Source organism: Variovorax sp. J22P240 (assembly GCF_030316855.1).
Lineage (GTDB): Bacteria > Pseudomonadota > Gammaproteobacteria > Burkholderiales > Burkholderiaceae_C > Variovorax.
Map to the genome: position 1 here is coordinate 22,468 of NZ_JASZYR010000009.1, position 12,913 is coordinate 35,380.

The following is a 12,913-nucleotide window of genomic DNA, read 5'->3' on the forward strand; positions in this document are numbered from 1 at the left end:
CGACTATGGCCCTGCCGACGAGCCGGGTCGAGGCTTCCTGCATCCTAGGAGAAGCGAGAATGTTGCTCGATTGCATAGGTAAAGCCGACGCGATGACGACACCGACGATGGACCACGCTGACAAGGAAGACTGGATTGCCGCGTTCGGTCCCTTCCGGCTGTCCGCGGCCGAGCGGCTCCTCGACAGGGACGGCGTGCCGGTGCGTCTCGGAGGACGCGCGCTGAGCCTGCTGATCGCGCTTGTTGCTGCGGCCGGTCAAGTCATCGACAAGCGGAAGCTAATGGCACGAGCTTGGCCCGACGTCGTGGTCGATGAGGGCAGCCTTCGAGTCCACATGGTCGCCTTGCGCAAGGCCCTGGGCGACGCCGCATCCGACGCCCGATACGTGACGAACGTCGCCGGCCAGGGCTATTGCTTCGTGGCGCCCGTCTCATACGTGTCACGGAACCAATTGCTCGGGCAAGCTCCCGCGCGTCCGGAGCCGGCCGCGGGACTGCCGGCTTCGGCTGCACGTGTGGTGGGCCGTGACGACACCATTCGCGCGATCCAGGCGGAGTTGCGACAGAAGCGGTTTGTGACAGTGGTCGGTCCCGGAGGCATCGGCAAGACGACGGTCGCCGTCTCGACGGCGCACGCGATGTTTCCGATTTTCGACGACGGCGCGTGCTTCATCGACTTGTGCACGGTCAATGACGCTACCCTGGTCCCCGGGACGCTCGCGGCGACACTGGGGCTCGTCGGTCACCTCGGCGACGCTCCGTCGGGAATCGTGAACTTCCTGCGCGACAAGCACATGCTGCTCGTTCTGGACAGCTGCGAGCACTTGATCGGCGCTGTAGCGGCGCTGGCCGATCGGATCTACATGGAAGCACCCCGGGTCCATATCCTCGCGACCAGCCGAGAGTCCCTGCGTGTCGAGGGCGAACGGGTGCACCTGCTGCCGCCGCTCGCGTGTCCACCCGCTGGCGATTCGCTCGGTGCCGAAGAAGCCCTAGCCTACCCGGCGGTGCAACTTTTCGTGCAGCGGGCGGGGGTGAACGCCGGGCGTTTCAGACTCGGCGACGCCGACGCGCCAGCCGTGGCGAGGATCTGCCGGGAGCTCGACGGCATTGCGCTCGCCATCGAGCTGGCCGCCGGGCGCCTGGATGCCTACGGAGTCGAGGGGATCGCCGCCTTGCTCAACAAGAGCATCGCTGTGCTGTGGCATGGTCGCCGCACAGCTGTGCCGCGTCACCAGACGATGAGCGCAGCTCTCGAATGGAGCTACAACTTGTTGACGGAGATCGAGCGCACGGTGCTACGCAGGCTTTCGGCATTCGTAGGAAACTTTTCGCTCGAAGCGGCCCAGTTCGTGGCGGGCGAGCCTGGTACAGACGATGCTGAAGTCGTCGAGGCCGTCGCGAACCTGGTGGCGAAGTCGTTGCTGACCAACGAGGCCCGAGGAAAGGGCATGTGCTATCGCCTGCTGGACAGCACGCGGGTCTATGCCTTGCAAAGGCTGATCGAGTGCGGCGAGTCGACCGCGGTGGCGTCGCGACATGCGTCCTGGTTCCGGGGGGCGGTCGAGCGGCGCGCACTGCCGATATTCGCCACCGAGGCCGAAAGAACGCCCCTGCAGCCGACCGAACTGCTCGGCAACGTGCGCGCTGCGCTGGACTGGAGCCTTTCAGATGCCGGCGACATGGAAGTAGGCACCGCGCTGGCCGCCGCGGCGGCGCCGCTTTTCCTCGAGATGTCGCTCCTGACCGAATGTCGTGGCTGGATGGAGAAGGCCATCGCCTCGCTGCCGGAGTCTGCGCGGGGGACGCGCCGTGAGATGGAACTGCAGGCCTCGCTCGGTCAGTCGCTCATGTTCACCCGCGGCAACAGCGAGGAGGTGCGGTGCGCGTTCTCGCACGGCCTCGAGATTGCCAAGGAACTCCAAGACTACGCCTACCAGTTGAGGCTGCTCGCCGGCCTCGGCACGTGCCTGCTTCGGATGGGCGATTTCAGGGGTTCGCTCGAGGCGGCACGGCACGCCGACGTGGTGGCAGGCGCCATGCGCGACCCTGTGGCGTCGGGAACGGTGGATTCGATGCTGGGCGTGGCGCTCGATCTGTCGGGGCAAATCGCCGACGCCGAGGTGCACTGGGAGGCCGCGCTGAAGGGCAGCAGCGAGGGCAATCGCATTCGCACGGCTCGCCTCGGTTTCGATCACCGCGTCCATGCGTTGTCCGGCCAGGCACGATGCCACTGGCTTCGCGGTCGATGCGATCAGGCGGCTGTCCTGGCGCAGCACGCGATCGAGCAGGCCGAGTCGCTCGATCATCCCGTGACGCTTTGCATCGCGTTGATTTGGGCCGGGTCCGTGTTTCTCTGGCGTGGCGATTGGTCGCGCGAGGAAAGAATCGCCGAGCGGCTGCATGCTCATGCCACCAAGCACTCGCTGTCGCCCTATGCGGCGGTCGCCATGGGGCTGCGCGGCGAGGTCGCGGTCCGGCACGCGAGGCCCGAGTTGGGTGTCGGGCTGTTGAGTGAGAGCTTGCGGGCCGTGCGGGCCGATCGCTACGATATGCGCACCGGTGTGTTCATCATCGCGCTGGCCGAAGGCCTCACCAAAATGGGGAAGCATTCCGAGGCCATGGCGGCCATCGAGGAAGCGATCTCGCTCATCGAACGCCATGGCGGCTACTCGAACATGCCCGAGGCGCTGCGCGTAAAAGGTGAGATCCTGGCGAGCGCCCCGGCCGCCGACCTGCAATCGGCTGAGCAATGCCTTCTTGACGCCATCGACTTCGCACGCCGACAAGGGGCCTTGTCCTGGGAACTGCGCGCGTCAAACAGCCTCGCGGGCCTCTGGCTACGACAACGCCGGGTTGAGCCGGCGAGACGACTGCTTGCGCCAATCCACGGCCGCTTCTCCGAAGGTCACCGCACGGTCGACCTCATCACTGCGCGGGATCTCCTGACGACGCTGGGATCTCCCTTGACTTCCTGATGCGTCGGGTGCGCGGACCCGGCGCCTCGGCCGACGGGGCCAACTCTTTCAGCATGCGCGCGGCCGACTGCAGGTCCGGGGTCATGAAACCCTCGGTGAACGACTGATGGGCCGCGACGAGCACGCGATGAGCCTCGTCACGGTGGCCCTGGCTAGCGCGATGGCGCGCGAGCGTCATGGATGTTCGCAACTCCCAGCTCAGTGCGTGCTGGCGGCGCGCACAGTCGAGCGAGCGCGTCAGCGCGTCTTCCACGCACGATGCGTCGGAGCCGGGCAGCCGCATCAAGGCCTCGGCACGCATCCGCAGCAATTCCGCGAACTCCGTTCCCTCGGCGCCACCGTCGGTTTCAGCAATAGCGTCGTCGACGACGGTGAGAGCGTCGGCCGGCTGCCCCTGTCTCATGAGGCCATCCGCGAGTGCGCAGGCGGCCCGCGTGAAGAAGAGGAGCTGTCGATGATCCCGCATGCTTTGCAAGGCGGTGCGCAACATCGCGATGCCGCGCTCCATTTCTCCAAGGTTCAGGAGCAACTCGCCTTCCAGGGCCTGGCCCGTCGAGTGGAACGAAGGCAGTGCGGGCCAGTTGGTGTGCTGCGTCAGCTGGGCGAAAGAACGCCGTGCCGATTCCCATTCGCCGCACCAGAGGAACACCGACGTGGGGTAGAGCAGCGAGAAGCACACGTCGAGCGGCCTGCCGAAAGTCTCTGCCTCGCTGATCGCCTCTCGCGCGACCTGCATCGCGCGGTCGGGGCATCCGCTGAGCCACAGCACGCGGCTGAAGGTCACCAGCGCCCGCACGCGATAGTCGAGCCCGAAGAGCTGCAGGTTCCGCGGCCCGGTGCGCCCGAAACCATCCTGGAAGAGCCGTCTCGCCGCTTGCTGATCGCCGATGAAATGCGCCGACGATCCACGCAGCCAGTCGGACATGACCATGAACGAGACATCTTCCGATGTGCGGGCGACCGCATCCAGCGTTTCAGCCACTTCGCGTGTGCCGAAGAAATCCCCAATCCGCAGGAGATAGATGTGCATTCCCACCATCCATCGCAGCCGGTGCGGGGCATGACCCAGGCGGTTGGCGATCTCGAGGCCGCGGGTGATGGCGTTGCGCAGGTCACTTCCATTGGATCGCGTCCACATCGACGCAATTGCTAGCGTTTCCTGCAGGATCATTTCCTTGCTGGTCCAGCGGTCTGCATCGTCCAGCATCGACAAGGCCGCCGTGGTCCACCGGTGGGCCTCGTTCAATAGGAGGAGCTGCATGAGGACTGGCGCCGCTGCGGCCGCGAGGTCAACACCCAGCGCCGTGCTCCGTGGGGTATTCGCCTGCTCGTTGAAGCACCAATCAAGCGCCGCCCGCACGTTGCCCAGGTGCTCGGCGAGTGCGAGGGCACGATCGTCGCGATGGGGGTCGATGCCGCCCCCGGAATCGAAGAGCCGCGTGAAATACGCTGCGTGACGTGCGGCGGTAGCCTCCAGTTCATTGCTCTCGTTGAGCTTTTCCAATGCGTAGGCACGGGTGGTCTCCAGGAGCCGGTAGCGCACCATGCGGTCGTTGGCCGCGACGGCGGACACCACCGACTTCGCCACGAGTTCGCCGACATCGATGACGACACTATCGTTGTCGAAGTCGCCTGAGGACGCTACCGCCTGTGCGGCTTCCAGCGTGAAGGTACCGACGAAGATGGACAGTCGTCGCAGCACCGCCCGCTCGCTGCCGGAAAGCAGATCGTGACTCCAATCGAGCGTGGCATGGAGCGTCTGGTGGCGCTGCGGCGCGGTGCGCCTACCGGGCCATTCCAGGCCGAAGCGGCTGTTCAGCAAGGTGTCGATGCCGTCGATGCCGTAGACGCCGACACGCCCCGCCGCGAATTCGATCGCGAGTGCGATTCCATCGAGCCGACTGCAGATGCTCGCCACGATAGGCGCGTCAGCGTCACTCAACTCGAACCGGGAACCGGTGGCGGCGACGCACTCGATGAAGAGCTTGACGGCCGGGAAGGACTGGGCCGCGGTTGCATCTAGGCGGATGTCGGACGGCGGGTACTCGAGTGCGGGCAGCAGATAGGTGCACTCGCCATCGACCCGCAAAGCCTCACGACTGGTCGCGAGGATGTGTACCCCTGGCGCCTCGCGAAAGATCTGCTCGGACAGCGCCGCCGCCGCCCCTATCACGTGTTCGCAATTGTCAAGAACCAGGAGCATTCGCGCCCGCCGCAGCGATTCGCGCAACTCCGGCAGTGCGTCCTCGGCTCCGATAGTGAGCCCGAGCGTCGAAGCGACCGTGGAGGCGACATGCGCGGGATTCGACAGGGTGCCCAAGTCCACAAAGCACACCGCATCGGCGAAAGATTCGCGCATGGCATGCGAGATGGCCACGGCGACCGTTGTCTTTCCCATCCCTCCAGGGCCGACGATCGTGAGGAATCGATGTGCAATCAGGTCGTGGGCGATGGCGCAACTCGCCTCGTCGCGCCCGACCATCCGGGTGAGCAGCGGTGGCAGCGTACGCATTTTGAAGGCGGCACCCTCGCGGGCGCCGGCCCGTACTGGAGAGGACGCGGGTTCGGACAGGTGCCAGCGTTGGACTGGTGCGACGAAGGAATAGCCTTGGCCTGCGACGTTCGCGATGTACCGGGCGCCGCCTTCGCCATCGCCCAGTGCCTTGCGCAGGCTGGCGACGTGTGTGCGCAGGCTGCCAGGGCCCACCTCGAGATGGCGCCAAACTCGTGCGATCAGGTCCCTGTGGCCGACGATTTCGCCGGCATGCTCCACGAGCACGATCAGGATGTCGAGCGCGCGGCTGCTGAGCGGGAACGGGACGCCGTCCTTCTCGACGCGCCGCGCGGGGGGATCGAGGCGAAACGGCCCGAAGGAGACGCTCTGGGCACGAGATACGGCAGCGTTGATGGCGACGTTCCCCGGTCCATGGAGCGAGACAGGAGTCGGTGCGTCGCCCGCATTCGCGAAGGCATTCATGGTTCTTCTTCCTTCATCGGAGTGGCAGAGCGCCTGCCACATGCGAGCCTTTCCCGCGGATCACGCGGAGCGGCCACCCATCACACCCTCGAAGACCTGACGCACCATCGTTTCTACGTAGGCCGTCGAGAGGTCGCTATAGGGAATCATCAGCCGGTAGTACACGGCGCCATAGATGGTGTCCACCAGCGCATCGGAGTCGATGCACGCCGACAACTCGCCATCGGCCTGCGCCTGCGCGATGACGGCGATGGCCTGCGCCCGGCGGGGCGCGAACCAGTTCTCTTGGAACGCCCGCTGCAACTGCGTGTCCGACTGTGCAGCGCCGAGGACGTGGCGCAGCAGATCGCCACGCGGGCCCTCGAATGAGGCAACCAACTGCCGAACAGAGTCGGCGAAGGTCTCCTGTACAGAGGACTTTCGGCGGTAGCGGATCTTGGGACCGACGTCGGCCAGAAAGGCGTCCATCACGATGCTGGCCGCGTTGGGCCACCGGCGATAGATCGAGGTTTTCGCCACGCCGCTGTGGGCGGCAATGCGTTCGACCGTGGCGAACTGGGTGCCCTTTTCATAGGCCAGCGCCAAGGCGGCCGCACGCACCGCCCGCGTGGCGTCGTCGCTCCGCGGGCGGCCGGCGGGCGCCTGGGAACGGCCGGATGCTCGAGGGGAACTGGGCATGCGCTTCGAAGAAACAGGTTGGACGGCAAGCGATTGCTCGGAATTCGATACGATACGTTCCGTATCTTGACCTGTCAAACCGGGCAGTGCTCAAGGCACTCTGGCGCCTTCGGCGATGAAGCTCCTGGCTGCACGAGGCCGCTGCCACGGTTGCCGTCAGTGACGACGGCGAATTCTTTCCAGGCAGCTTGTTCATCAGGTATTCCTTGGATTCAGACGAGTCCCTGAATCTAGGGTGCGCAATGAACGGTGAGTAGTGCCTCGCGTGGACATTCAGAAGTTACAGAGGGATCAACTGCGTGCGGCTATTGCCACACGGTTGCCTTTCTAGCCTCCTGTCAGGGCGCTGTTTCCCGAGACGGTCGCTTCTGAGGGAAGCGTGTACCGACTGGCGTCCGTTCGATTGGCCCGGACCCGAGGCGTCTTGCCTCTCGCCCTATTGAGGCCGAAGGTTGATCTTCTGGGCAATGCTCCGGAAGCGCGCGGTCTGTTCCGTAAGAACACGTTCGGCCTCTCCCAGACTCATCGCCACTCCCGGAACGGAGCCGGCCGCCAACTGCGCTTGTTGAAATTCCACGTCCATCAGGGCGGCGTTCAGCGCCGCGTTGAGGCGCAGCGCATGTTCAAGTTGAATCCTTCGATCCACGAACATGCCGCCCCATATCTCGTAGGTGAAGTCGCGAAAGCCCGGGCCCGCCGCTTCGGCGAAGGTCGGGACCTGGGCCAGCTGTTGTAGACGCCGGGTATCGGCAACGGCGTATGCGCGCAGCTTGCCTTGGGTGATCAGGTCGACCACATTGCCAGCAGACGGCAGGATCGACAAATCGAGGTGACCACCCATGAGATCCTGCACCATGGGAGCGACGCCCTTGTAGGGAACGTGCGTCATGACGACTCCCCAGTGCGATGCGAGGTCTTCCAATATCAAGTGATGGAGGGAGCCGGGACCGATGCTGCCGTAAGTCAGGCTTGGCCTTTGGCTGTCGCGCGCGCGCGCCGCGAGCTGTTCCAGGGATTGGGGTCCGAGGTGCTGACTGCCGACCAGAATCATGGGCGAGTGGCCTGTCACGCCAATGAGGCGAAGCTGTTCGGGCGTGTGCTTGACGGCCGACAGCGCAAGCGGCGCGAGGATCACCTCGCTGGGAGTGCCGAGAAGCATCGTGTAGCCGTCTGGTGGCGCCGACAAAAGCTTGTGAATGCCGATGGAGCCGCTGGCACCACCCACGTTGTCCACCACGAGCGGTTGGCCCAACGCGTCGCGCATTGGCGGTTCAAGCTGCCGCGCCTGCGCGTCAGCGGGGCCTCCTGCAGGGTAGGGGACGATCATGCTCAGCGGCCTGCCAGGGAATGTGCCGGCATGCACGCCGGTAACACTTAGCAGGGCGCTGCCGGCGAGCCCCAGGACATGACGACGACGCAGGCAAAGGGTCATGGCCGCAATCCAACAAGTCTTGGGAACAGGAGGCGAGTGCTATGCATTGTGTTCAGTCGTTTCTTTCCAATTTAACCGAATCCCGACAACAGCTTCGGGCAGTTGTCACGGCATCGGAGATCGGTGCTTCGCGTCGGTGCCTTCCAGGAAACACCAAGGTGAGACAGATCGACCTTCCGACAAAGATCGGCACCTTCTAGCATTTGCTTCAGTGCGTCGCTTCCTGAGCAAAGGCGATACGAGACGCCTGGCGCACAGTCATCCAAAAACGTCCGAAGCAGACGTCCAGCTTCGATTCCAGAAGGTCGTCCATGAACACGCAGCACAGCACTCCATCCGACAGCTACAAGCATCACAAGCCTCATGGCATTTCGGATCGCCTGGCACTGGGCATTACGCTGACGCTTCGGCTCTTGGCCGACACCTTCTTCGCAAAGCGCTATGGAAACCGCGCGATCGTGTTGGAAACCGTTGCTGCAGTGCCTGGCATGGTGGGCGGCATGCTGATCCACCTGAAGTGCCTGCGCTGGATGATCGACGATGAAGGCTGGATCCAGAAGCTGCTGACGGAGGCCGAGAACGAGCGCATGCACCTGATGACGTTCCTGGAGATCGCAAAGCCCAACTGGTTCGAACGCATCGTGGTCCTGCTGACACAGGCCGTGTTCTGCGTGTGCTTCCTGGCGCTGTACGTGTGCTCGGCCCGTACGGCACACCGGCTGGTGGGTTATTTCGAGGAAGAGGCCGTGGTCAGCTACACGCTCTATTTGAAGGAGATCGACGAAGGCAGGGTCGAGAATGTCGTGGCCCCTGCACTCGCGATAGCGTATTGGGGCCTGGATCAGGACGCACGGCTGCGCGACGTGGTGTTGGCCGTCCGGGATGACGAGGCCGGGCACCGCGACGTCAACCATGCGATGGCGGATTCGCTCTGCAATCCGCAAGGTGCACACGAGGTGTTCTAGGGACTGCGCCGCATACATACCGGAGCTGGAAATGCAACGTTCCATCGTTGACTTCGTGCAGGACGAGGTGTTCGACTGGGTCGCCTTACTGGACTGCGGGCATCGCCAGCACGTCCGGCACAACCCGCCGCTGGTGTTCCGCCCCTGGGTATTGAGCGAAGAAGGCAGAACAAGCCAGATCGGCGCCCACTTGCAGTGCCTGCGGTGCGAAAGGTTCGAATTGCCTGAGCACTACAAGCCCTACAGGGCCAGTCCGGTTTTCACGGAGGACTCTGTTCCCGCCGCATTGCGCAAGGATCACTCGACCCGAGGCAGCGTTTGGGGAAGGATCCACGTCCTGGAAGGGCGATTGCGCTACGTCGTCGACATCTGGAGCACGGACGTGACGCTCACGCCGGAGGCCCCAGGCATCGTGGTTCCGGATGTGCTGCACCGCGTGGAGCCGATGGGACCGGTCCGGTTCTTCGTCGAGTTTTATGCTGCACTTGATACGTGACGCACGCAACGCAAACCAGGCCTTTCATGAACGACAAAGCAGCAGGTATGAGGCGGCTGGTCAGTCGCGATAGTTTGAAAGAACTCGTCGATTGCTTTTATGTGGACGTGCGAAGCGATCCGGAGATCGGGCCCATCTTCGACAAGGCCATCGGCGCGACGTGGGATGCACCTAGAGCGGATGGTGGATTTCTGGAGCACCGTGCTCCTGGCCAGCAAGTCGTTCCGCGGCAATGTCTTCAAGAAGCACATGGCGTTGGAGACGATGTCGGAGGCGCACTTTGCCCGCTGGCTCACGCTATGGCACAAGCACACCGACGCGCTGCTACCCTCCGCGGCGGCGCAAGAACTCCAGCAAATCGCCCACGGCGTTGCGCGTAACCTGCTCTACGGACACCATAAGGAGTTCGCCGAGTTCGTTGTCAAGAACGGGCAGGTCATCGACTGCGTTCGATACGGCCGCTTGCCGGACGTCGAGCCAGATGAGGCTTGACCGAACGGCTGCGAAGAGGTCAGCACCCTATGGCGATCACCCACACATCATCCGGTCAGGTCGTGAATCTCGGCGCTCTCGACATGCACGCCGAAGAGACCTGTGCACTCTTGAAGGCTCGCGACGTCAAGATCATGTGGCTGGTGCTTCCTGCCGGAAGGCGGGTGCCGTCGCACGCCGTCTCGACATCGATGACCTTGCAGTGCTTGCGCGGAAGGGTAGAGGTGCACGTCGACGGCAACTTGAAGCTGCTGAAGGCCGGGCACATCATGTACCTCGCTGGCCGCTTGCTGCACGGCCTTCATGCGCTGGAAGAAAGCAGGGTGCTCATGACCCTCGTGCTGCCGGCCAGCCGCACCGATTGAGCCGGGGCGTTCAGGTCCCTATGGTCTGTCAGGCACTGATGGTTGCACGCTCGGATCCTGGCTGTCATGAGGTCGATGAAGACGCGCATGCGTGAAGGCAGGTGTTGCCGGCTCAAGTAGCAGATGTAGTGGCCGCGGTCTTCAGGTGCATACCGCGCGAGGCATGGAACGAGTGCGCCGGAGCGGAGTCCATCGCTGGCCAGGTAGCCCGCCATCTGTGCGATGCCGTGCCCGTCGAGCACGGCCTGCAGCACCAGGCTCGGGTCGTTGTAGGTGATCTTGGCCTGTGGCTGGAACTTCCGGACCTGGCCGTCCACCTTGAACTCCCATTCGTGGAGCCGGCCCGCCCCATAGCGAAAGTTGATGCATTGGTGATGGGCCAAGTCATCCACGCTGTCGGGCAATCCGCGGGCGTCCCGGTACTCGGGCGAGGCGCAGACCAGTATCTGCATCGGGATGATCTGCTTCGCAATGGTCCGGTCGTCCTCCAGCCGCCCATTGCGAAATGCGATGTCCACGCGGTCGGAGATGAAGTCGGCGGGCTTGTCGTCCAGAAGCAGGTCGATCGACACGTCCGGATAGGTTGCTCGGAACTCGCCGAGCAAGGGGGCGACCACTCTCCGCCCGAAGCCAACCGGCGCACTGATCCGAAGATGACCGCGGGGAGGGCCCTCACGTAGATCCCGCATTTCCTCAATGGACCGGACGATTCGATCGACCCCGGCGTGGCAATTGGCGAAGAAGAGGTCACCTTCGCGGGTCAGAGTGGTACTGCGCGTGGTCCGAAGGATCAGGCGCACGTTCAGCTGGTCTTCGAGCCTTTGGACGCTGCGGCTTACCGCAGAGCGGCCGATGCCCAGGCGCTCGGCGGCCCGCGCGAAGCTGCCTTCGGTGACCACGGCGATGAAAGCGACGACCCCCGCATAGCTCGTGGCAAAACTCGAGGCCAAGGGGTCTGCACGCAGAGGGGTCGGGGCGGGTGCAAAGGGGGCCGAGATGCACGTCATGAAAGCGTCCCCTTGATTTGAAGAGGCATCGATGGCGATGCTGGCACCGTGCGGCGCGCGTCCCGGATGCTCGTATTGAATTCCATGTTTCGCTCCTGCAGATCGAGGGGATTCAATGTCTTCTCGGGACGTGGTCGCACGATGTCGGCATCGCAATGGCACTTCTCAGTTGTCATATTGGAGCGTCGTGGAGGGTGTCATGCAGGAGCTGCTGCATGCATTTGTGTCGGTTGACACACAACATGACCCCACAGACACATTACCGTGCACCTCTGGCGGTGCAATGGCCTTACTCAATTTGACGAAGCGCGTCGGAGCGGCCCTCCGCCATGACCACCGAAAGAACTCCAGATAAAAACAGACGGCTGTTGATCGTCGAAACGGATGACCTCATCCGCGAACTGCTCGTGCGCTGGCTGACCGAGGCGGGCTATCTGGTCGAGATGGACGATTCGACGCCCAGGGGCGTCGCGCTCGTGATCGCGGATGTTCCGAACCCTGCGCAGGCCGCTGTCGTGCTGCGGGCGCTCAGTGTCCGCCATGGCGGCGCTCCAATCCTTGCCATATCGGGCCGGTTCAGGCGAGACGTCGCCGCGTCAGAGGACGCGGCGCGGCGATTCGGCGTCGCCCGAATGCTGCCGAAGCCATTCACGTGCAAGGAACTACTTACGGCGGTCGCTCGGTGTCTGGGCGGCGGTTGAGCGATTGCGTCAACGCACGATCTCGACCGTCGGAATGAAGATGTAGCCGGCGCCGCGGTCGGTGCGGATGATGGGAGGCCGGTCGTCGGACTCCAGCTTGCGACGGAGCCGACCGACCTTCACGTCGATGGAGCGGTCATAGACCTCGTCGTCATGAAGGCGTGAGAGCTCAAGCAGCTGGGCGCGCGTCAGCACGCGCTGCGGCGCACCTAGAAAGGCGGTGAGGAGGTTGTATTCGCCGTTGGACAGGCCAACGACTTCCCCTAGCGGTGAGGACAGCCTGCGCAAGCCCACGTTGAGTTCCCACCCGGCGAAGCGGTAGGCGCGGACTCCGGACTCGCGGCGGCTTGCAACCTCCCGCATCTTCGATCGGCGCAGCAGCGCGCGGACGCGGGCCAACAGTTCACGCGGCGAGAAGGGCTTCGTCAGGTAATCGTCGGCGCCAAGCTCGAGCGCCATCACACGGTCGGCCTCGTCACGCCTGCCAGTGATGACGATGATGGCCAAGTCGGACTGCTCGCGCAAACGGCGTGCGATCTGGATGCCGTCCTCGTCAGGGAGGCGGACATCGAGAACCAGCAAGTCCACGGCGCTGAGGTTCAGTGCCTCCCTCATTGCCGCACCAGATGCCACAGCGCTGACCTTGAAGTCGTAGTCACCGAGAAAATCCACCAGCATCTGCCGTATCGACGGGTCGTCGTCGACCACAAGAACGTGTGGCGCTACGCCCTGCGCCGGCAATTCCATATTTTTCCTTCCTCGTCAGTGCGCTTGTGTCGGGCCGGACCGGCCAGGTTCCGCGATGCACGGATCAGGCCCGCA

The 12,913-nt window shown here is 64.0% G+C and carries 11 protein-coding genes; 6 read left to right on the forward strand and 5 right to left on the reverse strand.

The window, feature by feature from the left end:
- Positions 1–59 precede the first annotated feature (59 nt).
- Positions 60–2,978, forward strand: a complete 2,919-nt coding sequence (locus QTI24_RS20565) for an ATP-binding protein (RefSeq protein ID WP_286603001.1) — start codon at positions 60–62, stop codon at positions 2,976–2,978.
- Here QTI24_RS20565 and QTI24_RS20570 read toward each other — a convergent pair.
- The 3 genes from QTI24_RS20570 to QTI24_RS20580 all read right to left on the reverse strand — a co-directional run bounded on the left by QTI24_RS20570 (position 2,929) and on the right by QTI24_RS20580 (position 8,065).
- Entirely contained in the window at positions 2,929–5,955 is a 3,027-nt protein-coding gene (locus QTI24_RS20570; RefSeq protein ID WP_286603002.1) for an ATP-binding protein, read from the reverse strand. The genes QTI24_RS20565 and QTI24_RS20570 overlap by 50 nt on opposite strands.
- Before the next feature lie 60 nt (positions 5,956–6,015).
- Positions 6,016–6,633, reverse strand: coding sequence for a TetR/AcrR family transcriptional regulator (locus tag QTI24_RS20575; RefSeq protein ID WP_286603003.1), 618 nt, complete (start codon positions 6,631–6,633; stop codon positions 6,016–6,018).
- A 436-nt stretch (positions 6,634–7,069) separates the two neighbouring features.
- Positions 7,070–8,065, reverse strand: a complete 996-nt coding sequence (locus tag QTI24_RS20580; protein ID WP_286603005.1) for a Bug family tripartite tricarboxylate transporter substrate binding protein — start codon at positions 8,063–8,065, stop codon at positions 7,070–7,072.
- Between the two features lie 311 nt (positions 8,066–8,376).
- On the opposite strand from QTI24_RS20580, the gene QTI24_RS20585 reads away from it, so the two are divergent.
- The 4 genes from QTI24_RS20585 (at position 8,377) to QTI24_RS20605 (ending at position 10,383) form a co-directional block, all read left to right on the forward strand.
- Positions 8,377–9,030, forward strand: coding sequence for an alternative oxidase (locus tag QTI24_RS20585; RefSeq protein WP_286603006.1), 654 nt, complete (start codon positions 8,377–8,379; stop codon positions 9,028–9,030).
- Between the two features lie 31 nt (positions 9,031–9,061).
- Positions 9,062–9,526: a DUF3565 domain-containing protein gene (locus QTI24_RS31500; RefSeq protein WP_353506101.1), complete on the forward strand. Its 465-nt coding sequence runs from the start codon at positions 9,062–9,064 to the stop codon at positions 9,524–9,526.
- A gap of 201 nt (positions 9,527–9,727) precedes the next feature.
- Entirely contained in the window at positions 9,728–10,018 is a 291-nt protein-coding gene (locus tag QTI24_RS20600) for a globin family protein (protein WP_286603007.1), read from the forward strand.
- The gene (locus QTI24_RS20605) at positions 10,015–10,383 is read left to right on the forward strand and encodes a cupin domain-containing protein (RefSeq protein WP_286603008.1); all 369 of its coding nucleotides are present in this window, start codon (positions 10,015–10,017) and stop codon (positions 10,381–10,383) included. Before QTI24_RS20600 ends, QTI24_RS20605 begins: the two co-directional genes overlap by 4 nt.
- On the opposite strand, the gene QTI24_RS20610 is transcribed toward QTI24_RS20605, so the two are convergent.
- Positions 10,320–11,390, reverse strand: coding sequence for a LysR family transcriptional regulator (locus tag QTI24_RS20610; protein WP_286603010.1), 1,071 nt, complete (start codon positions 11,388–11,390; stop codon positions 10,320–10,322). The two genes, QTI24_RS20605 and QTI24_RS20610, sit on opposite strands and share 64 nt — an antisense overlap.
- 329 nt (positions 11,391–11,719) lie before the next feature.
- On the opposite strand from QTI24_RS20610, the gene QTI24_RS20615 reads away from it, so the two are divergent.
- Entirely contained in the window at positions 11,720–12,091 is a 372-nt protein-coding gene (locus QTI24_RS20615) for a DNA-binding transcriptional response regulator (protein ID WP_286603011.1), read from the forward strand.
- 9 nt (positions 12,092–12,100) lie between these two features.
- On the opposite strand, the gene QTI24_RS20620 is transcribed toward QTI24_RS20615, so the two are convergent.
- Entirely contained in the window at positions 12,101–12,838 is a 738-nt protein-coding gene (locus QTI24_RS20620) for a response regulator (protein WP_286603012.1), read from the reverse strand.
- Positions 12,839–12,913 lie beyond the last annotated feature (75 nt).

Bases quoted from the DNA above. Each gene is read 5' to 3' on its own strand.
- QTI24_RS20620 (WP_286603012.1), bottom strand. From the start codon at position 12,838: ATGGAATTGCCGGCGCAGGGCGTAGCGCCACACGTTCTTGTGGTCGAC.
- QTI24_RS31500 (WP_353506101.1), top strand. From the start codon at position 9,062: ATGCAACGTTCCATCGTTGACTTCGTGCAGGACGAGGTGTTCGACTGG.
- QTI24_RS20615 (WP_286603011.1), top strand. From the start codon at position 11,720: ATGACCACCGAAAGAACTCCAGATAAAAACAGACGGCTGTTGATCGTC.
- QTI24_RS20570 (WP_286603002.1), bottom strand. From the start codon at position 5,955: ATGAATGCCTTCGCGAATGCGGGCGACGCACCGACTCCTGTCTCGCTC.
- QTI24_RS20610 (WP_286603010.1), bottom strand. From the start codon at position 11,390: ATGACGTGCATCTCGGCCCCCTTTGCACCCGCCCCGACCCCTCTGCGT.
- QTI24_RS20580 (WP_286603005.1), bottom strand. From the start codon at position 8,065: ATGACCCTTTGCCTGCGTCGTCGTCATGTCCTGGGGCTCGCCGGCAGC.
- QTI24_RS20585 (WP_286603006.1), top strand. From the start codon at position 8,377: ATGAACACGCAGCACAGCACTCCATCCGACAGCTACAAGCATCACAAG.
- QTI24_RS20575 (WP_286603003.1), bottom strand. From the start codon at position 6,633: ATGCCCAGTTCCCCTCGAGCATCCGGCCGTTCCCAGGCGCCCGCCGGC.
- QTI24_RS20565 (WP_286603001.1), top strand. From the start codon at position 60: ATGTTGCTCGATTGCATAGGTAAAGCCGACGCGATGACGACACCGACG.